Annotated in this window: 24 protein-coding genes and 1 tRNA gene; 11 read left to right on the plus strand and 14 right to left on the minus strand. The window is 44.9% G+C overall.

Annotation, left to right across the window (positions count from 1 at the left end; all coding sequences use genetic code 11):
* Nucleotides 1–148 precede the first annotated feature (148 nt).
* Together K0O23_RS03730 and K0O23_RS03735 are read left to right on the plus strand one after the other, a co-directional pair.
* Nucleotides 149–1,933 (plus strand): ABC transporter ATP-binding protein, encoded by a 1,785-nt coding sequence (locus tag K0O23_RS03730; protein ID WP_219876046.1) that lies wholly within the window; start codon nucleotides 149–151, stop codon nucleotides 1,931–1,933.
* A 136-nt stretch (nucleotides 1,934–2,069) separates the two neighbouring features.
* Entirely contained in the window at nucleotides 2,070–2,480 is a 411-nt protein-coding gene (locus K0O23_RS03735) for a helix-turn-helix domain-containing protein (protein ID WP_219876047.1), read from the plus strand.
* A 422-nt stretch (nucleotides 2,481–2,902) separates the two neighbouring features.
* Here K0O23_RS03735 and K0O23_RS03740 read toward each other — a convergent pair whose 3' ends face one another.
* The 6 genes from K0O23_RS03740 to K0O23_RS03765 form a co-directional block, all read right to left on the minus strand.
* Nucleotides 2,903–3,508, minus strand: coding sequence for a TetR/AcrR family transcriptional regulator (locus K0O23_RS03740; RefSeq protein WP_219876048.1), 606 nt, complete (start codon nucleotides 3,506–3,508; stop codon nucleotides 2,903–2,905).
* Between the two features lie 92 nt (nucleotides 3,509–3,600).
* The gene (locus tag K0O23_RS03745) at nucleotides 3,601–4,119 is read right to left on the minus strand and encodes a GyrI-like domain-containing protein (protein ID WP_219876049.1); all 519 of its coding nucleotides are present in this window, start codon (nucleotides 4,117–4,119) and stop codon (nucleotides 3,601–3,603) included.
* Nucleotides 4,116–5,885: an ABC transporter ATP-binding protein gene (locus K0O23_RS03750; RefSeq protein WP_219876050.1), complete on the minus strand. Its 1,770-nt coding sequence runs from the start codon at nucleotides 5,883–5,885 to the stop codon at nucleotides 4,116–4,118. The genes K0O23_RS03745 and K0O23_RS03750 overlap by 4 nt, the downstream gene beginning before the upstream one ends.
* A 160-nt stretch (nucleotides 5,886–6,045) precedes the next feature.
* Nucleotides 6,046–6,798, minus strand: coding sequence for a tRNA pseudouridine(38-40) synthase TruA (gene truA / locus K0O23_RS03755; protein ID WP_219876051.1), 753 nt, complete (start codon nucleotides 6,796–6,798; stop codon nucleotides 6,046–6,048).
* Between the two features lie 77 nt (nucleotides 6,799–6,875).
* Nucleotides 6,876–7,274: a hypothetical protein gene (locus K0O23_RS03760; RefSeq protein ID WP_219876052.1), complete on the minus strand. Its 399-nt coding sequence runs from the start codon at nucleotides 7,272–7,274 to the stop codon at nucleotides 6,876–6,878.
* Between the two features lie 177 nt (nucleotides 7,275–7,451).
* On the minus strand, nucleotides 7,452–8,651 hold the full coding sequence (locus K0O23_RS03765) for a thiolase family protein (RefSeq protein WP_219876053.1): 1,200 nt from the start codon (nucleotides 8,649–8,651) through the stop codon (nucleotides 7,452–7,454).
* 66 nt (nucleotides 8,652–8,717) lie between these two features.
* On the opposite strand from K0O23_RS03765, the gene K0O23_RS03770 reads away from it, so the two are divergent.
* The gene (locus K0O23_RS03770; RefSeq protein ID WP_219876054.1) at nucleotides 8,718–9,203 is read left to right on the plus strand and encodes a DUF4293 domain-containing protein; all 486 of its coding nucleotides are present in this window, start codon (nucleotides 8,718–8,720) and stop codon (nucleotides 9,201–9,203) included.
* 235 nt (nucleotides 9,204–9,438) lie between these two features.
* On the opposite strand, the gene K0O23_RS03775 is transcribed toward K0O23_RS03770, so the two are convergent.
* The 7 genes from K0O23_RS03775 to K0O23_RS03805 form a co-directional block, all read right to left on the minus strand.
* Nucleotides 9,439–10,182 carry a DUF4476 domain-containing protein gene (locus tag K0O23_RS03775; protein WP_219876055.1) on the minus strand — a complete coding sequence of 248 codons (744 nt, stop codon included), beginning with the start codon at nucleotides 10,180–10,182 and terminating at the stop codon, nucleotides 9,439–9,441.
* A gap of 92 nt (nucleotides 10,183–10,274) precedes the next feature.
* On the minus strand, nucleotides 10,275–10,973 hold the full coding sequence (locus K0O23_RS03780) for an outer membrane beta-barrel protein (protein ID WP_219876056.1): 699 nt from the start codon (nucleotides 10,971–10,973) through the stop codon (nucleotides 10,275–10,277).
* A gap of 150 nt (nucleotides 10,974–11,123) precedes the next feature.
* Complete coding sequence (locus tag K0O23_RS03785) at nucleotides 11,124–12,296, minus strand: AIR synthase related protein (protein WP_219876057.1); 1,173 nt, start codon at nucleotides 12,294–12,296, stop codon at nucleotides 11,124–11,126.
* A 624-nt stretch (nucleotides 12,297–12,920) separates the two neighbouring features.
* Nucleotides 12,921–14,861, minus strand: coding sequence for an OmpA family protein (locus K0O23_RS03790; RefSeq protein WP_246596904.1), 1,941 nt, complete (start codon nucleotides 14,859–14,861; stop codon nucleotides 12,921–12,923).
* Nucleotides 14,862–14,895: 34 nt separating this feature from the next.
* Nucleotides 14,896–15,378 (minus strand): hypothetical protein, encoded by a 483-nt coding sequence (locus K0O23_RS03795; RefSeq protein WP_219876059.1) that lies wholly within the window; start codon nucleotides 15,376–15,378, stop codon nucleotides 14,896–14,898.
* A gap of 169 nt (nucleotides 15,379–15,547) precedes the next feature.
* Complete coding sequence (locus tag K0O23_RS03800; RefSeq protein WP_246596905.1) at nucleotides 15,548–16,366, minus strand: (Fe-S)-binding protein; 819 nt, start codon at nucleotides 16,364–16,366, stop codon at nucleotides 15,548–15,550.
* Between the two features lie 99 nt (nucleotides 16,367–16,465).
* The gene (locus K0O23_RS03805; RefSeq protein WP_219876060.1) at nucleotides 16,466–17,839 is read right to left on the minus strand and encodes a 4Fe-4S dicluster domain-containing protein; all 1,374 of its coding nucleotides are present in this window, start codon (nucleotides 17,837–17,839) and stop codon (nucleotides 16,466–16,468) included.
* Nucleotides 17,840–18,008: 169 nt separating this feature from the next.
* Between K0O23_RS03805 and K0O23_RS03810 the strand changes: the two genes are divergently transcribed.
* A tRNA-Phe gene (locus K0O23_RS03810) sits at nucleotides 18,009–18,081 on the plus strand.
* 162 nt (nucleotides 18,082–18,243) lie between these two features.
* Here the strand turns inward: K0O23_RS03810 and K0O23_RS03815 are convergent.
* Nucleotides 18,244–18,648, minus strand: a complete 405-nt coding sequence (locus K0O23_RS03815; protein ID WP_219876061.1) for a DUF5675 family protein — start codon at nucleotides 18,646–18,648, stop codon at nucleotides 18,244–18,246.
* A 386-nt stretch (nucleotides 18,649–19,034) separates the two neighbouring features.
* On the opposite strand from K0O23_RS03815, the gene K0O23_RS03820 reads away from it, so the two are divergent.
* From K0O23_RS03820 to K0O23_RS03850, 7 genes are all read left to right on the plus strand, one after another.
* Complete coding sequence (locus K0O23_RS03820; RefSeq protein ID WP_219876062.1) at nucleotides 19,035–19,775, plus strand: hypothetical protein; 741 nt, start codon at nucleotides 19,035–19,037, stop codon at nucleotides 19,773–19,775.
* Between the two features lie 99 nt (nucleotides 19,776–19,874).
* Nucleotides 19,875–20,483: an RNA polymerase sigma factor gene (locus K0O23_RS03825; RefSeq protein ID WP_219876063.1), complete on the plus strand. Its 609-nt coding sequence runs from the start codon at nucleotides 19,875–19,877 to the stop codon at nucleotides 20,481–20,483.
* On the plus strand, nucleotides 20,483–20,815 hold the full coding sequence (locus K0O23_RS03830) for a hypothetical protein (protein WP_219876064.1): 333 nt from the start codon (nucleotides 20,483–20,485) through the stop codon (nucleotides 20,813–20,815). The genes K0O23_RS03825 and K0O23_RS03830 overlap by 1 nt, the downstream gene beginning before the upstream one ends.
* 82 nt (nucleotides 20,816–20,897) lie before the next feature.
* The gene (locus K0O23_RS03835) at nucleotides 20,898–22,286 is read left to right on the plus strand and encodes a PBSX family phage terminase large subunit (protein WP_219876065.1); all 1,389 of its coding nucleotides are present in this window, start codon (nucleotides 20,898–20,900) and stop codon (nucleotides 22,284–22,286) included.
* A 57-nt stretch (nucleotides 22,287–22,343) separates the two neighbouring features.
* A complete protein-coding gene (locus tag K0O23_RS03840; protein ID WP_219876066.1) occupies nucleotides 22,344–22,748 on the plus strand; it encodes a phage protein Gp36 family protein in 405 nt (134 codons plus the stop codon).
* 23 nt (nucleotides 22,749–22,771) lie between these two features.
* Complete coding sequence (locus K0O23_RS03845) at nucleotides 22,772–23,983, plus strand: phage portal protein family protein (protein WP_219876067.1); 1,212 nt, start codon at nucleotides 22,772–22,774, stop codon at nucleotides 23,981–23,983.
* A 68-nt stretch (nucleotides 23,984–24,051) separates the two neighbouring features.
* Nucleotides 24,052–24,804: a phage head morphogenesis protein gene (locus K0O23_RS03850; protein WP_219876068.1), complete on the plus strand. Its 753-nt coding sequence runs from the start codon at nucleotides 24,052–24,054 to the stop codon at nucleotides 24,802–24,804.
* Nucleotides 24,805–24,853 lie beyond the last annotated feature (49 nt).

Here is a 24,853-nt window from a genome sequence, read left to right on the forward strand (position 1 = left end):
TATGTAATTGATTAAGGGTTATTCTATCTTTGTGTGAATGAGACGGGTTACCCTTCCCGTTTCGTGCTGCAAAATTAATTCTTTTTTTGATTTATTCAATTTGTACTTTGTAAGTCTACGTAAAAGCCCTTGTGCTTAACTTTTTGCTGTGAAATCTCTACGTTACTTAAATAAATATCTGCTTAAATATAAATACAGGCTCCTGTGGGGCATTGTGTTTACCATTATTTCCAACTTTTTCCAGATTTTGCCTGCCCAGGTGGTGCGCCACGCCTTTAACCTGATAAAAGAGGGCATTAATCTGCACGGCTTATACGAAGGTTTTGCGCAGCAGGAAACAGTATATGACATTTTCGCGAATAGCATACTTGTTTATGGTGTAGTTATACTTTTGATGGCCTTGCTGCGGGGCGTGTTCCTGTTTTTTGTGCGCCAGACCATTATCGTGATGAGCCGCCTGATAGAGAATGACCTGAAGAACGAGATTTACGAGCATTACCAAAGCCTGCCGCTTAGCTTCTATCGCAAAAACAACACCGGCGACCTGATGTCGCGCATTTCCGAAGACGTGAGCCGTGTGCGCATGTATGTAGGCCCGGCCATTATGTATGGTATCAACCTGGTGGTGCTTTTCCTGATGGTGATCCCGTACATGCTATCGGTAAACGTGAAACTGACGATGTATACACTGATACCACTGCCTATACTGGCCATCAGCATTTATTATGTAAATAACATTATCGAGCGTAAATCCGACGAGATACAAAAGAGCCTTTCGGGTATTACCACATTTGTGCAGGAGGCATTCTCAGGAATTAGGGTGCTAAAATCTTTTGTGCGTGAAAACGATTCGCACCAGAACTTTACCACGGCCAGCAACACCTACAAAGACAAATCACTTGAGCTGAACTTCGTGAACTCCCTTTTCTTTCCGCTAGTATTGTTCCTGGTTGGCTTAAGCACCATTATTACGGTATACATTGGCGGCCAGGAGGTGATCAACGGAAGTATAACCACAGGTAACATTGCCGAGTTTATCATTTACGTGAACATGCTTACCTGGCCGGTTACCTCGCTTGGCTGGACGGCCAGCCTGGTGCAGCGCGCAGCAGCATCGCAGGCCCGCATTAATGAGTTTCTGAACACTAAAAACGACATTGTTTCCCGTGAAAACGTGAGCAAAGAGATTTTGGGCGACATCCGCTTCGAGAACGTGGACTTTGTTTACCCGGACACTAACATCCAGGCACTCAAAAATGTGTCATTTGGCATTAACCACGGCGAAACACTGGCCATTATAGGCAACACCGGCTCGGGTAAAAGCACCATTGCCAACCTGCTGCCGCGCATGTACGACATTACTGGTGGCCGTATTCTGATTGATGGCATTGATGTGCGCGACTACAACCTGAAAAGCCTGCGCAGCCAGATTGGTTACGTGCCGCAGGATGTATTCCTGTTTTCCGACACCATCAGCAACAACATCGGGTTTGGCCTGCCAAGTATAACCGAGGATCAGATGGTGCAGTCGACGAAAGATGCGGATGTGTATGAGAACATCATGCGCTTTCCGGAGAAGTTTGAAACCAAGCTGGGCGAACGCGGCATTACCTTATCGGGAGGACAGAAACAACGCGTATCTATTGCCCGTGCGCTGGTGCGTGAGCCAAGTATACTTATACTAGACGATTCGCTTTCGGCGGTAGATACCAAAACAGAGAATGCCATACTTAACAGCCTGCGCCGCATCATGGCCAACCGTACTTCTATTATTATTTCGCACAGGGTATCGTCGGTTAAGCTGGCTGATAGAATTCTGGTGTTAGAAGACGGGGAGATTGTGCAGCATGGTACCCATGAGCAATTAATAAGCGAGGATGGGCTATACAAGGTGCTCTACGAGCGGCAACTGCACTCAGAAGAGTCGGAGTAGGTTCACCTTAAGGCTGCTAACTTTCGCCACCTCAATGTTTCTGTTGGCACGCATTTAACGTTTACGGGATTTTTTTTGTACAGATTCTGTTATACCAACGTATAGCAATCTAAACTAACCTAAAAAATCTGCGCTTATGGCCATCGACTTACAGCAAATCGGTAAAAGATTCAGGTTTTACACAAACCTCAAAGAACTGGAAATGGAACAGTTAAAATCCATGACCGGCAGCGACGAAACCACCCTTTCCAATATCATCTCCGGGCAAAACTACCTGCTAGACGACCTGGTAGCAATTGTAAAGAACTTTAAAGACCTGAATTCACAATGGTTGATTTATGGCGAGGGCAGCATGTTTAAGCCGATGAATGCCGATGGCACCTGCCACGACCATCAGAAAGGCTGCCTCAAAAAAGACAAAGCCGCTTATTTAAAGCAAATGCAGAACATGCTGATAGAACTCGACGCTGCAGAGGTAGCCAAAGGCCATCACCCGGATGTTGAGGCGCTAAAAGCAAAGCTAGACCAGTATAAAGCGACACATTAATTGTTGATTGTTAGTTGCTGATTGCTGGAATAACTTAGCATAATGTAACAGCTCAATTATAGATAAACACAAAGCCCCGGCTATACTTTTGTATGGTTGGGGCATTGTGTTTGCTTGTATCTTCTGATGGATTTACGCGACAAACTCCTGCTGAAATTGTAGGGGCAGGTCGGGACTTGTCCGAATCGCGCACGGGCAATCGCTCCAGAAGATTTTCTTAATTTTTGAATAGGCCTCCTGCCCAAGGACTTGCAGTATCAACAAATTGGCAGAATCAGGTATTACCAAATCAACAGATTCTATTTCTTTGAAAAGCCTGTTGCACGGACAGGCCGCGATCTGTCCCCACTAACTTCACGAACAGGTATACTATTTTACGCCGGTCCAACATCCAACAATTACAACCAACAATTAGCAATCGATCAGGCAGCAATGCCATTAAGTATAAGGTTGACGGTAAACAGCACATCGTGTTCAATCTTTTCGAAATCGATGTAGTCCTGCTGGTGAAACTCGGCACGCTGAAATTCTTCAAATTGAATAAGGTCTTTTACGACCATAATAGAGTAGCCCACACGCTCGGCCTCACAAGGTAGAAAAGTGCCGTTGGCCATACCCTCCTTAATTACCGTTGCGTAGTAATTTGACTCTTTTGCCCTCGACTCCCGAAATAACTCCTGAAACACTGTGCGCGTCTCGATGAGAACTTTGATGGAGATGGTGTGTTGTGTTACAATTTTCTGATAATAACGTAACGAGGAACGGATGTAGAGCAGCAGGCGCTCATGCGGATTCCGTTCTTCTTCTGCAATGCGCTTCAGGTTAGAAAGGCTAGCTTTCCACTCCTGCGAGAAGGCCTCAATAAATAAAACTTCTTTATTTTTGTAATAATAGTATAGCGTGGGCTTTTTGAGGCCAATGGCATGCGCAATGTCATCAAGGGTGGCTTTGCTGTAGCCCAGCCTGCCAAACACTGATTTTGCCGCCTCCAGAATCAGCTCTTTTTTCGCCTCTGCTTTTTTACCCACTTTGCTTGCTGTTGTATAAGGGCAGACAGGTAATTAAGCCCTATGCTCAAAGTTAAAGTATAATTCTATACTTGCAAGTATAAAATGGTTGGTTACTGCTTTATGGGTACTTCTACAATACCTCTGTCCTGTGCCGGAAACCACTCTACATAGAAATCTTCCAGCTTTAGCTTTTCTTCTTCGGCATAGTCGTAAATGGCTTTATACAGTTTCCGGGGCAGCAGTGATATGTTGCCCTCAGCTTCGGCGCGAACCACTTTCCTGCCGCCTGGCAATGTACGCAACTCATAACCTGCCGGGAGCTTAGCCGCAGAGTCTGGTATGATCACACCAATAAAGGCTCTGATACTGTCGCCGCTTTTATCGGGGTCGTTGTAGTAAATGTTACCCAGCGTACCTTCCAGTTCTTTCTTATCGAGCACCTCAGCCGCGCGCATAAAAAGCTTACCCATCTGCTCATCTTCTACCGAGCCCGTATAAGCCTGGCCTGCCACATACATGGTTTCAGAGGTAGCTACTTTTACATCCGGAGCAGTAAAGCCGCCCAGGTAAGTATAAAGTACCAGCAGTATGATGCCTAAGCCGGCCATTATGTAGAAGAGTTTTTTCATAAATCGATCATGTTCTTGTATTGCATCTGGTGCAGCTGTGCATAGTAGCCGTTTTTCTGCAGCAGTTCTTCGTGGTTGCCCATTTCCTTCAGCTCACCCCTGTCCAGCACAATGATCTTATCTGCCTTTTGGATGGTTGAGAGGCGGTGCGCAATAACGATGGAAGTACGGCCGTGCATCAGCTGGTCTATGGCGTACTGTATAAGTTCTTCGGTTTCGGAGTCTACGCTAGAGGTGGCCTCATCCAATATAATGATCTCTGGGTTGTATACCATCGCGCGAACAAAGGAAATCAATTGGCGCTGCCCCACTGATAAAGTCGCTCCGCGTTCCATCACTTTGTAGTGCAGTCCGCCAGGCAGGCGTTCTATAAACTTACGTGCACCTACCAGGTCAGCAGCATGCCATATCTGGTCTTCGGTAATGGCTTTGTTTCCCAAGGTAATGTTATCGGCAATAGTACCGGAAAACAGAAACACATCCTGTAAAACTACCCCAATATGGTGGCGCAGTACACTCAGATCATACTCCTGCAAGTCATGGCCATCTATAATTATATGCCCTTTATTGATCTCGTAGAAGCGGTTGAGCAAGTTTATAACAGACGTTTTACCTGCACCTGTAGCCCCTACAAAAGCCACACTTTGGCCGGCCTTTACATCAAATGAGATATCGCGTAGCACCCACTCCTCGTCGTTATAGGCAAACCATACGTTCTCGAACTTTACATTACCTTTTATTTTCTCCGGAGCATAGTTGCCGTTATCCGGAATCATCTCTTTGCTATCCAGCAGCTTCATCAGACGTTCTGTACTTACCACCCCAAGTTGCAGCGTGTTAAAGCGGTCAGCTATCATGCGAATCGGGCGGAAAAACATCTGGATGTAAAGTATAAAGGCCATCAGCGTACCCAGCGAAGTATCGTCGTCTATCACACCATGCGCACCGTACCACACCAGCAAGCCCAAGCCAGCTGCACCAATAATTTCAGCTACCGGAAAGTATATCGAGTAGTATAAAACAGAACGTATGTTAGCGCGGGTATGCTCTTTGTTGATCTCCTTGAACTTATCCATCTCACGGTCTTCGTTGTTGAAGATCTGCACGATGCTCATGCCTGTAATATGCTCCTGCACAAACGAGTTTAGCTTGGCTACAGCTGTACGCACCTCCTGGAACGTGTCTTTTATCTTCTCTTTAAAGATATAGGTACTGATGAGCATGATCGGGAAGGTAGACAAGCTTACCAGCGTAAGCTCCCAGTCGATGTAGAACATAAAGCCTACAATAAACACCAATTGCAGAATATCGCCGATCATAGCTGCCAATCCCTCACTAAACACATCCGACAGCGTTTCCACATCTGAAACATTTCGGGTAACCAAGGTGCCAATCGGTGTTCTGTCGAAGAATTTCAGGCGCAGGTCCAGGATATGGCGATAAAGTTTAATGCGGATATCGCGGACCACGTGCTGCCCCAGCCAGCCGGCAAAGTAGGTATGCAGGTACTGCACAATGGCATGCACCACCAGCAACACGCCCAGTATCACGAACATCTTGTTCAGGCCTTCCCAGTCGTTCTGCAGAATCTCGTTGTCTACAGTATACTGTATCAGAAAAGGGCGCACCGCGGCAAGTATAGCCGAGGCAAAAGTAAGGAAAACGATAAAGTAGAAGATACCGATGTAGGGCTTCACGAACGTGAACAGCCGCTTCAGTATATCCGAATCAAATACTTTACCGGTATTTTTGGGTTTGTCTTCCAAAGTCAATCTTCAACTTTTAGGGTTAATCTGTAAACGCACGAAATGCACCGTTTCTTCTGTACGTGCCTTTGCTTTTAACCGGCTGCAAAGTTAATGGTTTAGGATCAGGATTTTTAACCGCAGATTAAAAGGATTAGAAATATTGGCGGGACTATTTCTCCTATGGTCTTCCTCTGAAAATTTGCTCCGGGTACTCTACTTTGGCTAAGTATAAACCCTCTGCCGGAGCGGCTCCGCTGGCTCTGCTGCGGTCCTGGCTGGCAATTATCTGCTCAAATGCCTCTACTGTTAGCTTTCCGCGCCCAACATCAACCAAAGCCCCCACAACCAAACGCACCATACCACGCAAAAACCGGTTTGCCCTGATCGTAAATACCAGTTCCTCGTCATCCTGCCGCCAAACGGCTTCGTACATGTTGCAGCGGTAATGTTTTGTGTCGCCTTTTACCTTGCTAAAGGTGGTAAAATCCTCATACTTTAAAAGTATAGCTGCTGCTTCGTTCATCTTCTCAACATCCAAAGGCCGGCTTTGGTACCAGGCATAATTTCGTTTAAACGGATTTCTGGTGAGGGTGATGTGGTAGTGATACGTGCGGGCAAAGGCATCGAAGCGGGCATGCGCCTCGTCGGTTACCAGGTATAAATTATAGGCTGAGATATCATCCGGAAGTATACGATTAAGGCGGTAAACAACTTGCTGCGGATCCAGCTGCTGCTCCGTATCGAAGTGCACAAGCTGCTGACTGGCATGCACCCCTGTATCGGTGCGGCCGCTACCAGTTGTGTTAATCTGCTCACGCAGAATTTTACTAAGGCAGTCTTCCAGCACCTCCTGCACCGACAGCGCATTGGGTTGCACCTGCCATCCATGAAAACGGCCTCCATCGTAGGCTATCTCTAAAAAATACCGCATGCGGCAAAGGTATAAAATAAAACCCGCACACGCCTGAGGCATGTGCGGGTTTAGCATGTATATAGAAAGGAAAAGTATTAGTTACGACGCTGTGTTTTACCTTTACGAACCTCCTCCAGAATTACCTGGTCAATCGGGCGGTTCTGGCGGCTTTCATCTCTGCGGGTTCTTTCCCAGCGTTCATCATCTCTTCTACGCTCTTCGCTTCGTCTCCTATCTTCATCACGACGCCTGTTCCAGGTATCATCGTCATCACGATCATCCTCATAGCGCTTATTCTGCTTTTTATATTCCTTCTCGTATTCTTTCTCACGTTTCCACTCGGCATGGGCGCGGTGTTTCTCTTCTACAAAAGATGGCTTGCCTTTGGCCTTACCTTTTGATTTGCCTTTTCCGTTGCCCGGGCCATCAGCCATTGCCAGCTGGCTACCTAAAGTCATTATGGCTATTAATGTAATCGTCAGTAACTTTTTCATGAGCTATTGGTTTTGTTCTGATTACACATAGGCAAAGCCTGTGCCAAAAGTATATATGGCGGCTAAAGATGTTTTCACGGAGCTACCTTAATATGCAGGAAACTCACCCTGTTTCCAGAGCAAGCTTTTCTTTCTTAACACTCGCAGGAACTTCGGAAGCTGAGAGGTCTGAAAATTTTATACTTTCTCATAGATAATGGCTGCTCCTTGGCCTACACCCACACACATAGTTGCCAAGCCATACTTTACATCGCTGCGGCGTTTCATTTCGTGTAATAGCGTAGCAGAAATACGTGTACCGCTGGCACCAAGGGGGTGACCAATAGCAATAGAACCTCCGTTCACGTTCACAATGTCGGGATTGATGTCCAACTGTTGCACACATGGAATAGCCTGCGCTGCAAATGCCTCGTTAATTTCAGCCAGGCCAATGTCGTTTATACTTATGCCGGCACGCTTCAGCGCTTTTTGTGTAGCTGGCACAGGTCCCATGCCCATGTGGGCCGGGTCTACGCCTGCTATTGCAGTTGACACCACACGCGCCATCGGAGTTAAATTATAACGCTTTAAAATTTCCTCACTCACAATGATAGAAACAGCCGCACCATCGTTGATGCCCGAAGAGTTACCAGCCGTTACAGAGCCTCCTTTTTTGAATGCAGGCTTTAGTTCACCAAGCTTTTCTATAGAAGATAAGCGTGGATGCTCGTCTGTATCGAAAACAATGTCATCGCCTTTGCGCTGCGGGATATGTACCGGCACGATCTCATCTCTAAACTTACCTGCCTCTGCGGCTGCTTTATACTTTACCTGAGACTGGTGTGCGAACTCATCTTGGGTTTCACGTGAAATGCCGTAGCGCTCTGCCACATTCTCGGCTGTCTCGCCCATGCCAAACGGGTAATGCAGTTTAGATAAAGCAGGGTTTGTAAAGCGCCAGCCAATGGTGGTATCGTAAATCTCAGGAGTACGCGAAAAAGCAGTTTCAGCTTTTGCCATCACAAACGGGGCACGCGTCATACTTTCTACACCACCTGCCAGGTATACTTCTCCGTCGCCGCAAGTTATGGCTCTCGATGCATCCATTATGGCCTGTAAGCCGGAGGCGCAAAGGCGGTTAACAGTTACGCCACCTATTTCCATTGGCAAGCCTGCTAAAAGCAAAGCCATTCGCGCTACATTGCGGTTGTCTTCGCCGGCCTGGTTGGCGGCTCCCATTACCACATCCTCTATTAAAGCCGGGTCTAAATTGGGGTTACGGGCAATAATTTCTTTCATCACAAGCGCGGCCATATCGTCGGGACGAACGCTGCTAAGCGTGCCTGCAAACTTGCCTACTGGAGTGCGAAGTATATCAACTATGTATGCTGTGTTCATCTATGTTTTGGTTTTACCTGTCTTTGTCTAATTTTGTATCTCATTGCAAGTTAAATTAACCCCTTTATGATACAAAGAATTCAATCCGTATTTCTGTTCCTGCTGGCTCTATCAATGATAGTTATGCTGTTTTTACCGCTTTGGTCCAAAACTGATGCCACTACCGGCGAAGAAGTGGTGCTTACTGCCTGGAATATCAAGTCTTATATGCCTGCCGATGCCGCCGAAGGTACGCCTGTAAAAAGCGCTATAGCGATCGGCATGCTGGCCATTGCTGCTGCCACCATTGCACTTTACGAGATATTCCAGTTTAAAAACCGCCTGAACCAGATGAAGCTTGGACTGTTGAATACGTTGGTATTGGCTGCCTTACTTGGCACATCGTTCTATTTTGCTGCCTATGTAGGTGCAGAAATGGTAAAAGCTGACAACAACGGCGCCTACGAGGCAGGCTTTTACTTCCCGATGCTGGGCTTACTGCTAAATGCGTTGGCCAACCGCTTTATTAAACGCGACGAGGACTTGGTTAGGTCTGTAGATAGATTGCGTTAATTTTGAATGAGTGATTGAGTGAATTTGCTTAGTGCTCATAAATACAGAAGCCGCTTTGAGGACAAGTCCTGAAGCGGCTTCTGTATTTATATAAAGCTATGATCGAAGTATATCACAAAACTACTTTGTCATTTCGAACGCAGTGAGAAATCTGGAGCATTTCACAGTCCCGTAATATTTCAGATTTCTCACTGCGTTCGAAATGATAGCATAACCATATTCACTCAATCAAAATTTACCTCCTACCTGTATACCGCTCCAACTCCTGCACACTACTATCGAACCTGAACAAGTCGTAGATGTAGTAGAAGTGCTCTTTATCGCAGAGGTAGTCATAGGCGTATTTGGCAAATTCTACTCTCGTAGTTTCATAATCGAACTGCTGCAGTACGCGCTTCAGGTCTTCGGCAAGTATACTTCCGTTACGCACGGCATCGCGAGCTATACTTAGTTTGGTGCTCTCGAAATCACGGCTGCGCATGGTCTGTATCAGGCGGTCTACTTCGTGGCCTGTCATCAGGTTTCGGCAGTCGCCACTATAGCGATTGTCGTAGCGTGGTGGCACGGGTTCGTAGCGGTGCTCACGGTCGTAATCGTCGTAGCGGTCTGGGTAGCGAGGCAGCGGCCTTACTACTACAGGAGGCGCCAGAGGCACTTCGCTGATCAGGCGCAGGTAGGCTTTGCCGCTTCTGCCTACAGTACGCACAGCATAGTTAGCTTCTACGCCGGCTGGTACTACAATGCGCTGGCCCATCTGGTAAACCCCATGGCGCGTTCGCACTTTCACCTCTATATAATGCCTGCCCGGCCTTAGCGGTGCAATGCGCACAAAATTTGATGCCGTGTGATTTATGGTTCTGTCGTCGAGCCTGATATGGAATACCTCGCCACGCTCGGCGGTAAAGGTGAGCACAGCGGTTTGCGCAAAAACCGGTAATGCCAGCAGCACAAACAAGAACGGAAGTAGAAGCTTTTTCATGGTAGTATAGGTTTTTCCTTATACTTCCGCTAAGCCAATTATTGTGCCAAAGTTTTGGAACTAAGTATGAGGTGGGTTTCTGTGATAGCGTTTTAGAGATTATAGTTAAGCCCTAAAGAAAGAGATTTTGGTCTGTAGTAATTTTTGATTCTTAGGTCCTCAATAAACAGATTTGCTTTAGTATAAGCCTCTAGTTTCTTACTAAGTTTATAGTTTAACAGTAAGCCTGCGGTAGCATGCAAGTATAAACCAGAATCGTGTGCATCGTAAGTGATCTTCGTCTCTCCTTTATAGACTTCTGAAAGCTGCTGATTTACTTCTCCTAAAACAGGAATCAAAGAAGCAGTAGCATGCAAGTTTAAGCGCCTGCTTAAATTAAAAGGAGTATACTTTACAGTAAGAGGCACTGCTATGCCGCTGTGTTTCCAACCTTCATAATGATGTATGATTGTATCATTATAGCCATAATATGTCCCTCTAAGTACATTATCCTTGTTTCTTCCATAGGTTACCCCAAGTTCTAGCTGCACTCTTTTGCTCAACCTATAACCCAAATTGAAATGTGCAACAGGTATTATTTCACCTGAAACAGTTCTTTCATCTTTCACCATCCTATAGTATATCGAGCTAAACTCTACACCAACATAAAACCTGCTGTTATTTAAGGTGTCTGCTTTATTCATGTGTTGTGCGTAAGTTGAAGTATTAAAAGCACAACAAACTATAATAGCAATAACTACAAGTGCAGTACAATGCCTTTTTTGAGTGGAAGTATAAGTTTGTTTTCCCATGTTAACCAGATAATTATCATATAGTATAACTCAATATACCATCTCTCTATTATATGGAAAAGGTGATATCTTTTCTTGTCATAGTATGAGCAAAAAAATAGCCACAGGCTATGCACCTGTGGCTACTCAAAAGTATAGGTTTATACTTTACTACCCTTCGTAGTAAAACTCGCCTTTATCGCTTTTAATGGTAAGCTCGTTGTGCTCGCTTGCCTCTACCCGGCCAATGATCTGTGCATCTACTCCAAACGATTTAGAAATGTCGATCAGGCTCTGGGCGTATCGCTCTGGCAGGTAGATCTCCAGGCGGTGACCCATGTTAAACACCTTATACATCTCTTTCCAGTCGGTGTGGCTTTGCTCCTGTATAATGCGGAACAGCGGCGGCACCGGGAACAGGTTATCTTTTATGATGTGCACCTTCTCGGTAAAGTGAAGCACTTTAGTTTGAGCGCCTCCGCTGCAATGTACCATGCCGTGTATGTGCTGGCGGTGCTGCTTTAAAATCTCTATTACAATAGGTGCATAGGTACGGGTTGGCGAAAGCACCAGCTTGCCCACTTCCATCCCTGTTTCCTTATCAACATCGGTTAACCTATAGTTGCCGGCATATACCAGGTCTGCGGGCAATTCAGGATCGTAGCTTTCGGGATAAGAGGCAGCGAGGTATTTATGGAATACATCGTGGCGTGCAGAGGTAAGGCCGTTGCTGCCCATGCCGCCATTATACTGTGTTTCATACTTTGCCCGGCCTGCAGAAGAGAAGCCTACAATTACATCGCCGGGTTGTATCGTATGGTTCGAGATCACATTGTCGCGACGCATGCGTGCCGTTACGGTGCTATCTACAATAATAGTGCGCACCAGGTCGCCAACATCTGCTGTCTCGCCGCCTGTGCTGTAAATACCCACGCCATTATCGCGCAACATCTGCAACACTTCTTCGGTGCCGTTAATGATAGCAGCTATTACCTCTCCAGGTATCAGGTTTTTGTTGCGGCCAATGGTAGATGAAAGCAGGATATTATCAGTGGCTCCCACACAAAGCAAATCATCAGTATTCATCACTACGGCATCCTGGGCAATGCCTTTCCATACACTCATGTCACCGGTTTCTTTCCAATACATGTAAGCCAGCGATGATTTTGTTCCGGCCCCGTCGGCGTGCATCAGGGCGCAGTACTCGGGATCCCCGGTTAGTATATCAGGGATGATCTTGCAGAAAGCTTTCGGGAAAAGTCCTTTATCGATGTTCTTGATGGCGTTGTGCACATCTTCCTTGGATGCAGAAACGCCGCGGCGCAAATATCTGTTTTCTTCCATAGTGGTGGATGATTTGCTTACAAATTTAACAAAGCAGATGGGATAAGTGGTATGAGTAGGAAAGAAAAAGGCAGTTTGAGATTTATACTTGATAAATTTCTGCGGTAACGTGTCCAACTGCCCCTCTCCCAAAACAAGTCCGGGATCTTTGACTTAACCCAGGAGGGGAGTTTTTACTTTTCTACTGCAGTCTTCCTGATAGATTATTTTTAAAGCCTGCTAAGTATTAACACACCCCTACCCCTCTCAAGAGGGGAATCTCCAGATATTGCTACTTAGCCATATACTTTGTAGTTACCGCTTCACCTCCCTTCTACCAAGATCTCTACAAGATGACAGAGAGAGCCGAAAGCTTGAGTTAACTTGATGGCAGATGTTATAGAGATGACAGAGACAAAGTTTCTATTGTGAAGACAATTGAAGAAGTAATAGCAAGGTTCCTTTCCTGTTGTTAGGAAAGGGCTGGGGTGAGGTATTACAGCAGGAGTAGTTGGACCTGGTACTGCAGATGTAATCCTTTTAATCAATCTAATCCCCTTAATCTGTGGTCCTTAATCACCGGTCAAAAAAAGCCGCACAAGTATAAAACTTATGCGGCTCTCTTGCTTTGTTGCGCTACACTGATTACTCCTGTATACGCACTACTTTAAATTCTGTACGACGGTTTCGCTGATGTTCTTCGTCTGTGGTAGCATTTTTAACTACCAGTCGGCTTTCGCCATAGCCTTTGGCCGTAATGCGTGAGCGATCTATACCTTTGGAGATGATGTATTCCACAGCAGACTCAGCGCGGCGCTGTGACAGGTCCTGGTTGTAGGCATCGCTACCCCTAACGTCGGTGTGTGAGCTAAGTTCTATAGAGATGCTTGGATTGTCGTTTAGCACCTGTACCAGTTTATCCAGTTCTAAGGCTGCATCCGGTCTGATATTGGCTTTGTCGAAGTCGTAAAAGATGTTCTCCAATACAATAGGTTTCTCTTTTACAATCTCGTTCAGCACCAGCGTTGCTGTCAGGCGCACTTCGTTTTCTTCTTCGGTAAGTTGATCCTGAGCCGGCATTTTACCCACTGTGGTTATGCGCTGGCGGGCCGTAAAGAACCCTGGCTTCTCAGCGATCAGGAAGTATGCAGAGGCTGTATCCAAAGCAAAAGTAAACTTACCCTCTGCGTCTGTAGTAGTATTTCGGAGCTTGTTTCCTGCTTCATCCTGCAGCACAACAGTATGGCTGCCAACTGCTGTGCGCTGGCGGGCTCCGTCGCGCTGCTGAAACAGGGTACCATCTACAAAGAAGTTAACCACTTTGCGTTTTGTTCTGGCAATAAAGTATAAATCATCGCCACCTTTTCCACCGTCGCGGTTAGAGGCAAAAAAGCCGGTATTATCGTTCTGCAAAAATAGGCCAAAATCATCACCAGGTGAGTTTACAGGCTGGCCCATGTTTACAGGCACGCCATTTTCTATCCGGAACAAGTCAAGATTGCCTAACCCCGGAAGACCATCAGAGGCAATATATAAGGTACCATCCGGACCAACAGAAACAAACGACTCGTTCCCCGGCGTATTTATACTTGGGCCCAGGTTTTCAGGAGTGGAAAAACGGCCGCTACCATCCAGGGTAGATTTATAAATATCGTTTCCGCCTAAGCCGCCTTTTCTGTTAGAAGAGAAGTATAAGGTTTTGCCATCTGCAGAGAAAGCCGGAGAAGAATCCCAGGCACGCGGATCGCTGATGTTAAGCAGTTTTGGCTCAGTCCAGGCGCCTGAGCGGAAAAACGTGATGTACAGGTCTACGTTCTGGCGGCCTTTTTTTGTGCCTTCGTTACCGCGGGCAAAAACCATGGTGCGGCCCTCGTCGGTAAAAGTTGTTAACGCATCATGGATGCCTTCCATATTAACACCCTCAAACTTTCGAACTGCACCGCCAAGCGCTGCAGCAGAATCAGTAAGTGTGGTCGCATAAATATTTATAAAGCCTTCGCCGTTTCCCATGTAGGTCTTTCCAGGACCACGAGTAGAAGAAAACACTAGCTCGTTGTTTAATATGTAAGGTCCAAACTCAGAAGCTTCGGTATTCAGTGCTTCCAGGTTTTGTATTTCGTAACGTGGTGCTCTGCGCAGGATATCGCTTAGTGTACTAAAACTCTCGACTTCGCGGGTTGCCCTGGCTTTAAGTTGTGGGTTAGAGCCTAATCTGATGTAGTCCTCAAACTGGTTAAGCGCTTCTTCGTATTTGCCATTGGCTTTTAGTGCCAGACCATAGTAAAAAAAGCCATCTTCTCTTTTAAAGTTGGCATCCAGAGCAGCCTTATAATATGGCTCAGCCTCAGACAGGCGGTTAGACAAACGATAGGCTTCAGCAATTTTGTAATTTACCTCCCCAGGATTATTTGCTTTACCAAGACCCTGCTTGTAGAACTCTATAGCACGCTCATACTCTTCTTCTCCAAATTTTTTATCGCCTCTGCTTAAGTATCTGCCAGAGCCGCATGAGCCGAGCAGCAGGGCAAGCAGCAGAAACAGACTAATAAATCTTAGCTGATGTGCCAGAGGCTTGATTTGTAGCATTTGATGCATGAACAAGTATAGTTATGTTGCCGGATTAGAAGTATCGGGAGAGCCAACTACTACCGGCTGGCTTTGGCCATGCCTGCTGTAACTCTCCATAATTGTTTACTAAGGTATCAAAGTATAAAGTATTCTCGTTTATATCGCCAGTAGCCACTTTGTTTTTCAGTTCGCCCATGGCTACTGTCTCTACCTCGCCTTTGTTTAAAAAAGCTAACTGAGAGCGATCAAAAAAAGATATTCCCAGCTGCTCCTCCAACTCCCGCACAAAGCGAACAGATGCATCGATAGAGCATCCGCTGGCAGATGTCTCGGCTTCATTATTAGCCAACACCAGGAACCGATCGTGAAGTAAACTGGCTGAAGCCTGAAGGCCTTTCCCGTGACTACTCCACTCAGTAGCAAAACGTTGCAAAAGCGGTTTTATTTCAGTCTGCTCTGCCTCAGTTAATGGTCTGCTAGCCTGGTAAATCCACAGGCGTGCATGCGGCGGCAATTCGTCAAACGGAATATACATAGTTAATTATTGAATTGTTGATTGTTAAATTGTTAGATCAGCATAAGATACTGATGTTGACTCCTTAAGGAGACAAGCTCTTATACTTTGTGTAATCCTGTGTGGCAGCCGAAAAGTATACTCCAATTACTGGTAAATCAACAATTAAGCAATTTAACAATGTTGCAATTTATTTACTAAGCCCCTCTGCTTGGGCGATAAGTTCTGCTATGTCAAAAACCTTTACGGTTTCTTCCTGCTCCTTGTTCTTAACGCCATCGTTCATCATAACCATACAAAACGGGCAGGCTGTGGCAATAACACCGTTTCCGGCTCCAAGAGTTGCCAGCGCCTCTTCTGTTCTCTCTATATTAACATCTTTTTTACCCGGCTCAGGCTCTTTAAACATCTGGGCACCACCGGCACCGCAGCAAAGGCCATTGGCACGGCTGCGCTTCATTTCTACAAGGTCGGCATCCAGGGCAGCCAGTACTTCGCGCGGGGCCTCGTAAATATCGTTGGCACGGCCAAGATAGCACGAGTCATGGAAAGTAATGCGCTTGCCTTTAAAGGCTTCACCTCCCTGTACTTTTACTCTGCCTTCGTTTATCAGCTGCTGCAAAAATGTGGAATGATGAATTACTTCATAATTACCACCTAAATCAGGGTACTCGTTTTTGATAGTGTTAAAGCAGTGCGGACAGGCAGTAACGATAGTCTTTACATTATAGGCATTTAATACCTCAATGTTGGTAAGCGCCTGCATCTGGAACAAGAATTCGTTACCGGCACGCTTCGCCGGGTCGCCGGTACAGCTTTCTTCTGTGCCAAGTACAGCATACTTTACGCCTACATGCTCCAGTATTTGCACGAAGGCGCGTGTTACTCTTTTATAACGGTCGTCGAAAGCACCTGCACAACCAACCCAAAACAATACTTCAGGTTCCTCGCCATTTGCAGCCATCTCGGCCATGGTCGGCACTTTTACTAATCTTTTATTCTCTTCCATCTGATTATTTGTAAACGACAAAGGATCAATTGACAAAGGACTTTTTGTTTGGGTCCTGTATCTTGAAGTCTTTTGTCCTATGTCTAAAAATTCTTTTGTCTAGTTTTTAGAGGGCACATACAGTTCATCGGCCCAGTTAAAGCGATCTGATGCCGGGAATGCCCATGGCGCACCATTATTTTCGATGTTGGTGAACATAGCATTTAGTGAGGCTGGCGCGGCAGACTCTTCAAGCACCAGGTAGCGACGCAGGTCCATGATCGTAGAAACCTGGTCTATATTTACAGGGCAAGATTCAACGCATGCGTTGCAAGTGGTACAGGCCCATAGTTCCTCCGGAGTAATGTAGCCACGAAGCAATGTTTTCTCATCGGTTGTCTCTACACGCTCCACTCCTAATTCTTTATAGTGGTTAGGTGCAAAAATTGCTGGATGCTCCCCTTTCTCCTCCATCCTGTCGCGGGTATCCATGATGATCTTGCGCGGAGATAGCAGTTTGCCTGTTAAGTTAGCCGGGCATACAGAAGTACAGCGGCCACACTCGGTACAAGTATAAGAGTCCATCAGTTGCTTCCAGGTCAGGTCTTCCACGTCTTTGGCCCCGAAGCGCTGCATTACCGGGTTGCCCTCTGCGTCTACCTCGGGGGCAGGTGGCTGGTAGCTTGGGTCCAGCATGGCTTTTATCTCGTGTGTAATGGCTGGGTTAGTCGTAAACTTACCCTTTGGCAACAGCTTAGAGTAATACACATTCGGGAAGGCCATAATGATGTGGAAGTGCTTGGAGCTTGGCAGATAGTTCATAAAGGCAAGTATACCTAATATGTGGAACCACCATCCTACTTTAGCAATAATGTAAAGCTGCTCAGGGTCTTCGCCAAAAATATCCACAAAGAATTGGCTAACGGGGTAAAGCCCTACAACCTCCTCGCCTGCCAGCAACACGCGCTTCATGTCAGCAATGTTAAACACGAACAGCGCCAGCATCAGTACGATCTCTACAACCAGAATAATATTGGCATCTACTTTTGGCCAGGCTCGCATCTCCACTCCAGTCGCTAATCGAGGCACTTTAGTTACATTACGTCTCCACAGAAACATCACGCAGGCAATAATTACCAGTGCTGCCAGTATTTCATTCAGGGCCATCAAGCCACTATACAATGGGCCTACAAAACCCAGTACACGGTGTGTACCGAAAATACCGTCGATCAGTATCTCAAGCACTTCGATGTTGATCACAATAAAGCCCACGTACACAAAAAGGTGCAGTACGGCTGGCAACATACGCTTAAACATTTTCTGCTGCCCAAATGCCACCAGCAATGTCTTATTAATCCGCTCCGAAGGGTTATCTGCCAGTTCCACATCGCGGCCCAGCAACACGTTTTTCCGGATCTTGCGTATCTGCCACACAAACAGGCCAATGCCAAGGGCAGCCACAATCAAAAAGATAATATTCTCTATTCCTATCACGGCAAATTATTCGTTATACATACTATTTGGTATATAAAGATAGCAGAATAATGAGAAAAACGTATGTAAGGGCAATTTTTTAAAATATTTTTCTCAAGAATGTTTGCTACTTAAAAGTTAGTTACTACTTTTGCATACCCTTACGGAAAAGGGTGACACAACAAGAGCTGGTGATGTAGCTCAGTTGGTAGAGCAAAGGACTGAAAATCCTTGTGTCGTTGGTTCGATTCCAATCATCACCACTTTTTACCATATCTTCGGACTGGTAAGACATTAAAAAAGGCCTCTTATGTAACGTAAGAGGCCTTTTTATGTTTTAGTCCATTTTGTGTATAGCAATATGTATGGCAAACTACTCTATGGCAACAGAGTAAATATTATATTATTAGATTCTGCCTAATTCATTAAATAATAGTCAGTTCAAACTCCTCAGGCAGCAAATTCAGCAGCTTCTTCATCGTATTTTTACTTTCAGTTACATCCTTATAGCCATCACCATTGATGTCTAAAAAACTTTTACCTACCAGCACACAGCCTAATATATCTGTGTGATAATTACCGTGATGAATTAAAATGTAGCTTCTGGCTTGCACATCCTGAATGTGGAAGTGGTGTCCATACTTCTTGCTGGTTCTTTTCTTTACTTTATACTTCCCTTTAGGAATGCAGCTTACCTGCGGCTGGTTGTTCTTGTCTGCTAATTCTAGCGTGTAGCAGGTGAATACGACTTTGTTCTGTGCATCTACTACATCCATTGTACCAAGGGTTTGCTTGTCCTGGTACTTGTTCCTTTTGATAAATAATTTCATTTACACTGTCAGATTTGACAGTATAAAGGCGCTGATGATGTTAGTCTATTAGTGTATCGGCATAAGTAAGGGGTTGGTATTCTTACACTATAGTTAGCTTAAACTCCTCTCAATTAGTGTATCGGCATAAGTAATGTGTGCTTACATCTCTTATCCTTCTCGCCTCCTTTATTTAGTGTATCGGCATAAGTAATGTACGCTTACTTTATTATACACTCTTTCTACTAATCCCTTCTTAGCTTCTCCTTTCTTCTATTATGCCGATACACTAAAAATATTTTGAAAATATTCAGACAAATGGTCAAACGGAGAGGATAATGTCAAATACATAATGATATAAAATGTTGCTGCAAAGCGACATCTAAAAAAAGTACGAGACTAAAAAGATGTACCACAACACTACAACAACCGAAACCCTAAATGAAAACTTACCTGCTGTAATACCACCAGTACTGAAGACAGACGACTTCGTATTTGACGCTGACAAGATGATACTTGTAGACATCTCTGGTTATTGGAGATACGCCCAGTTTATAGGCGCAGAAAGAGTAAACAAAAAGTTAGGTACCAAAGGCTACAAAGAATTCTGCGTGAAAGATTCTACTCAGGATTTCAACAACAAGCCACACCACGAATGGCTGAAAGACGATTACAAGTCTCACATGATAGGCATCTTCGGTGAACTAGCTTACGGATTAGAAGCAGGTTTACAGCCAAATATGGAACTGCTTGAGTTTGGCGACGGCAATCAAGATTTCGCGGATGTAGACATTAAATCTTGCTGGATTGACCATCCTGAAATGAGTAAATATCTAATTGAAAACTGCTACAAGAAAAACAAGAATCAAATAACAAAATACTATGTGAAAGCTGCTATTTCACTTCAGTACAAGAAAGTTGTGCTTGTAGGCTGGTTAACTGGCGAAGAATTATGCAAGGGACACATCAAAAATTACGGTAAGGGTAACGCTAAATGGGGCGACGACGGAAACAGATTCGCAGTACATTACTCTGACCTAAATAGTATGTACACCTTCCCTCCTCTGGTAAACCAGAAAAAGAAAATACTATCCAAGACTATTGGCTTCGCAAACAGATTCCAGCAACAGCTTAAGCTAAGCGCATAAAAAAGTAAAAATGTGCCGATTGATGAAAAACGGAAGTCAATCGGCACATATATATTTTAACACGATGCTATTCGTGTCTAAAATTCCCCTCACTATGAATTGAATACCGAATTAACTAACCAAGAGAAAGCTGACAAATTCCTAAGTATATGCGGAGAGGATAAGAATATCAAGAAGCACATGATTTACAAAGTGCTTAAAGTGCATCACAGCTACCTGACATCAGACTTTGATGATTTCTACCAAGACACCCTTTTTGCTTGTTACAATGCGATATTGAAGTACGGCAGAGTTGACGACTGCCCCGAAAAATATAAAGGCTACTTGTATAGCGCTTTAAGAAACAACTATCAGGAACACCAGAAAAGAGACACAAAATATTCCAACCAGTTCGTCCACCTTTACCTGAACCCGGATGAATCAGACTACTCTGATGGTTTATTAACAGACGATTTCCTAACAGAAGGTGAAGAACTCAGCAACAGAGAAGCCTATGAACTGGAAGAGTTAGAGGACTCAAAAGAAATAGTCAAACTGGTGTATCAGCTTGACGAACCGCTGCGAGAACCAGTACTGCTTCACTACCTCAACAAAAAAAGCTATAAGCAGATAGCAAAAATACTTGGCATCAGTTTCCATATGGTCAGGAACAGGCTGTACATGGCTAGACAGGAACTGAAAAATAAAATGGAGAAAGGAAAATTGTAATGGCAGAAGAAACAGAAGAACCTCAGAAAAATAAAGGAGGACGACCAAAGGGGGCTACTACCAAAAAGAAAGGGCTAAATGAAGATGTACGGGATGTCCTTGATAAAAAACTGAAACGGCTTGCCTTAGAAGCATTGGAATCTGATGATGTTTCAGAGAAGGAAAAGATGGCAATCATCCGGGACCTACTACCTTATGCCGCTTCAAAGAAGACGGAAGAAAAGAAAGAGATACCTGAAAACCTGAAGTTTGTAAAAATCATCATCAAGGGTTACAACCCAGGTGAAGACCCTTTTGCAGACGACGATAAACCAGAAGAAACAGAAGAATAGTTGAAGGTGGCAAATGCCACCTTTTCCTGTTTATAGACTATCCCCACAAAGCCCATTTATACTGCTAAACAGCACATAGTGAATGGGAAATACTAAACAAATAACGGTCAAAACTAACCAATGGGTAATAGATAAAGTTCTTACATCAAAAGCCAGATACCTGGTACTTAAAGGCGGCGGTTCAAGCGGCAAGTCAAACGGGGCATTTTTAAAAATAGTACTCCGTGTACTGAGTGAACCGAAGCAACGCATACTGGTAGTACGAAAAGTAGCATCAACCCTTAAAGAGTCCTGCTACAAAGATATTGAAACCCACATCAATGAGATGGGGCTTAACTACCGCTTTACTTTTTACTCCCAACCATTAAGAATTAAGGACAACTTCAACGGCAATGAAATCCTGTTTGCAGGTCTTGACGACGTTGAACGCCTGAAGTCCATCAAAGGTATCTCTTCCATAATGATTGAAGAGGCAAGCGAGATTGATGAACATGACTTCATGCAACTTGACCTTCGACTTCGTGACAGGAACCCGAACTACAAGCAGATTATACTTGCTTTCAACCCAGTCTCAGAAGACTTGTGGATTAAGAAGTATTTCTTTGATGTAAGAAATCCTAAAGCGGATTTAGTAGAAACCACCTTCCTTAACAATGCCTTCCTGGACAAGGACAGTAGAGAAGTGCTTGAAAAGGAGATGAAGAAGAGTAAGCACTACTACCAGGTATACGCATTGGGAGAATGGGGCACGCCAGACACATCCGGACTCTTCTATAACCAGTTTGACTTAGACAAGCACGTCCGTGACAATGGTGAAGCCGATTATGACCCGGATAAGCATATCTACCTTAGCTGGGACTTTAACGTGCTGCCTTCTGTGTCTTTACTGGTCTCACAGCTTTCGGATGATGGCAGAGAACTCAGGATTGTGGACGAAGTACACCTACCCTACCCGAATAACAACACGCTTCATATAGTACAGGAATTCAAGCGCAGGTATTCAGGCCACACAGCAGGTATAACTTACTGCGGTGACCCAAGTGGTAAGAATCAAGGAACGACCACTAACGCAGGATTCAACAACTATACCATCATTAAGGAAGAGTTGCTAGAGTTCTACCCTATTGACAGGGTTCAGTCAAAGCACCCATCTGTACAGCAGCGTGGCCTTTTCATCAACTCCATCTTTGAAAGTAATTACCAAGGGCTGAACATCATCATCAACAAGAAGTGTAAGAAGCTAATTGAAGACCTCTCATTCCAGAAGCAATCAAATACAGGTAAGGACAAGTCAAAGGTAAAGGACCGTAACACAGGCCAGTCCTGGGAACGCTACGGCCACTTCTCGGACGCTTTTGACTACCTGACTACCGTTTTGTTTGCAGTTGAGTTTGACATCTTCCAGCGAGGCAAAAGGGCCTTTACTTACGAACTGGGCTACCACGAAATCAGCAGTAGGTATGCTTTCTAAAGCAAAAGACAAACTCAGTCTATTCAATTTATACTGCTATAAAAGAATAGACTGAACATGATTTTTCTAACCCAAAGCGATTTTGATGCGGCCATTAAGGCAGAGAACTTAACCCAGATTCTGGATAACAATCCAACACTGCTTGACGCGGTAGTTCTCGCAGCGGTACAGGAGGTGCAATCATACCTGAAAACTAAGTTTGATGTAGCTGCCATTTTTTCTACAGTAGGCGAAGCCAGAAACTCACAGATAGTGATGTATTGTGTAGACATTGCACTATACCACATACACGCGAGAGTAGCACCGAGACAACTTCCTGAAGCAAGACTGGCAAGGTACGAACAGGCCATTGACTGGCTTAAGCTGGTGATGCGGGGTTCAATCATACCTGACCTACCACTATTGCAGAACGACGCAACTACATCGCTGCAATGGGGTTCGCAACCACAGTTCAGATACTAGTCTAAAAAATCCTTGAAATAAAAGTGGAAATATATAACCAATTCAAAAGTACGGTAACTAATCTTTTCAGCAAGCCGCAACCAGGCAAAGCCGATTTGATGGGCAAAATAAATGAGATGTCAATTACCAGGTCAAAGCAGGATATGGCTACGCTGAAGTCTGCATTGGCAATGGCTGAATCTACTATAAACCCTACCCGCGACCTGCTGTACAACATTTACGAGAACATCCTGACGGATGCACACCTTACATCTGTTATCAATTCCAGGAAGAATAAAGTAACAAGCAAAAACTTTAAACTGGTCAACGTCAAGACAGGCAAGGAAGAACTTGATAAGACAAAGCTTTTCCAGACTGCCTGGTTCTATAAGTTCATGGAACATACGCTTGACTCTATTTTCTACGGGCACTCGCTTATTCAGCTAGGTCCGGTGGAAGACGGTAAGTTTACCGAGATACAGGTAGTAGACAGGCGGTATGTAAAACCTGAATTCGGCATTGCTGTAAAATATCCTTCCGCTACGGAAGGTGTTTCCTATACAGCTGATGGCACCAGACTATGGTGTGTTCCGGTAACCAAGGACAAGAAAGACTTAGGATTGCTGATGAAAGTCGCAGACTTGTTGCTGTACAAGAAAATGGCAATGGCGGCTTTCGCCCAATATACAGAGTTATTTGGTGTGCCTATCAGAATAGGTAAAATGGGTAACAACCAGTCTTCAGCTAGGGAAATGATGAACATGCTGAAAAATATGGGTACAGCTGCTTATGGCGTGTTTGACAAGGACGACAGTATTGATATTCACGAATCAAGCGGTAAGTCAGGCGAAGTATTTGAACAGTTCCTGGCTTACCTGGACGCTGCTATCAGTAAGGCTATCGTAGGCCAGACAATGACCACTGATGAAGGCGGTTCATACTCCCAGGCAAACGTACACCAGAATACCTTCTACACCCTGATTGAGGCAGATGCACGTTTTGTGGAATTCACCATCAATGATTTGCTGATACCTCGAATGATTGAAATGGGCTTCCCTCTGAAAGGCTATACTTTCAAGTTTGACAATACGGAACACGTTTCCCTGAAAGACAAATTTGAGATGACGGACAAACTTCTGACGCTAGGTTACGAGGTGCCTGACATCTTTATTCTGGATGAATTCGGTATACCAGCCACCAAACCAAAAGTTACTGCGGCACCGGAAGACACCGTAAAAAAGGACTCGCCACTGTAAACGGCGAGTATACCTGTTACAGTGGCTACATAGTAGATAATGACAGCGACAGCTTCTTTACATTCCTGATGCCATCACTTACTGACTGGTTTAAGCGGATATTTGAAGCGAAGGGCAAGCCTACTGAAATGTTTGATGTAAATGTTTTCAACAGCACCTACGACCACCTGAATAAGGCAGTAAAGCAGAATTACGTCTACAAGTACAGCAGCGATGAAAAAGTGGTGGAAGCGTTGCAGAAGAACGTCAGAATCTTCAGCTTATTCAAGACACACAAGCAGCAACGCGACATAGCTGCCTTACTAGTTGGTAAGAATAAGATTAAGGACTACGACGAATTTGAACGTGAGGCCCTGAAGATTTCCCTTAACTACAACCGTCATTGGCTGAAAGCTGAATACAACACAGCAGTAGAACAAGCGAGATTGGTATCTTATTGGCAGAAGATTGATGCGGAGAAAGAGACATTCCCTTACCTGCAATACATCACAAGGGACGATGGCAATGTACGCCACCAGCACCAGCAGTGGGACAGAAAAATTCTACCTGTTGACCACGCCTGGTGGAATACCCACTACCCTACTAACGGCTTCAATTGTCGCTGCACAGTAAGACAGTTAACAGAAGGAGATGCAAAAAGACTGGGTATATCCAAAGAGAAGAACCGGGAAACCTACAAAGGAGAATTCAACTTCAATTGTGGCAAGACACAACAGATATTCGGAGAGTACCACAGCTACTTCCAGGACCTGCCTGACGAGACTGTGAAGCTACTGAAGGAATACGCGGAGAATACAAGCATGACAGAAGAAAGGTGGTAATAGTTACCGCCTTTTTTTATGCCCAAACAACACCTGACTGTGGCCTTTA

Source organism: Pontibacter aydingkolensis, assembly GCF_019443125.1.
Taxonomy (GTDB): domain Bacteria; phylum Bacteroidota; class Bacteroidia; order Cytophagales; family Hymenobacteraceae; genus Pontibacter; species Pontibacter aydingkolensis.

Bases quoted from the DNA above. Each gene is read 5' to 3' on its own strand.
- K0O23_RS03790 (WP_246596904.1), bottom strand. From the start codon at position 14,861: ATGCTACAAATCAAGCCTCTGGCACATCAGCTAAGATTTATTAGTCTG.
- K0O23_RS03840 (WP_219876066.1), top strand. From the start codon at position 22,344: ATGATTTTTCTAACCCAAAGCGATTTTGATGCGGCCATTAAGGCAGAG.
- K0O23_RS03775 (WP_219876055.1), bottom strand. From the start codon at position 10,182: ATGAAAAAGCTTCTACTTCCGTTCTTGTTTGTGCTGCTGGCATTACCG.
- K0O23_RS03820 (WP_219876062.1), top strand. From the start codon at position 19,035: ATGTACCACAACACTACAACAACCGAAACCCTAAATGAAAACTTACCT.
- K0O23_RS03745 (WP_219876049.1), bottom strand. From the start codon at position 4,119: ATGAAAAAACTCTTCTACATAATGGCCGGCTTAGGCATCATACTGCTG.
- K0O23_RS03765 (WP_219876053.1), bottom strand. From the start codon at position 8,651: ATGAACACAGCATACATAGTTGATATACTTCGCACTCCAGTAGGCAAG.
- truA (WP_219876051.1), bottom strand. From the start codon at position 6,798: ATGCGGTATTTTTTAGAGATAGCCTACGATGGAGGCCGTTTTCATGGA.
- K0O23_RS03835 (WP_219876065.1), top strand. From the start codon at position 20,898: ATGGGAAATACTAAACAAATAACGGTCAAAACTAACCAATGGGTAATA.
- K0O23_RS03795 (WP_219876059.1), bottom strand. From the start codon at position 15,378: ATGTATATTCCGTTTGACGAATTGCCGCCGCATGCACGCCTGTGGATT.
- K0O23_RS03850 (WP_219876068.1), top strand. From the start codon at position 24,052: ATGCCATCACTTACTGACTGGTTTAAGCGGATATTTGAAGCGAAGGGC.
- K0O23_RS03760 (WP_219876052.1), bottom strand. From the start codon at position 7,274: ATGAAAAAGTTACTGACGATTACATTAATAGCCATAATGACTTTAGGT.
- K0O23_RS03815 (WP_219876061.1), bottom strand. From the start codon at position 18,648: ATGAAATTATTTATCAAAAGGAACAAGTACCAGGACAAGCAAACCCTT.
- K0O23_RS03780 (WP_219876056.1), bottom strand. From the start codon at position 10,973: ATGGGAAAACAAACTTATACTTCCACTCAAAAAAGGCATTGTACTGCA.
- K0O23_RS03830 (WP_219876064.1), top strand. From the start codon at position 20,483: ATGGCAGAAGAAACAGAAGAACCTCAGAAAAATAAAGGAGGACGACCA.
- K0O23_RS03770 (WP_219876054.1), top strand. From the start codon at position 8,718: ATGATACAAAGAATTCAATCCGTATTTCTGTTCCTGCTGGCTCTATCA.
- K0O23_RS03785 (WP_219876057.1), bottom strand. From the start codon at position 12,296: ATGGAAGAAAACAGATATTTGCGCCGCGGCGTTTCTGCATCCAAGGAA.
- K0O23_RS03800 (WP_246596905.1), bottom strand. From the start codon at position 16,366: ATGGAAGAGAATAAAAGATTAGTAAAAGTGCCGACCATGGCCGAGATG.
- K0O23_RS03735 (WP_219876047.1), top strand. From the start codon at position 2,070: ATGGCCATCGACTTACAGCAAATCGGTAAAAGATTCAGGTTTTACACA.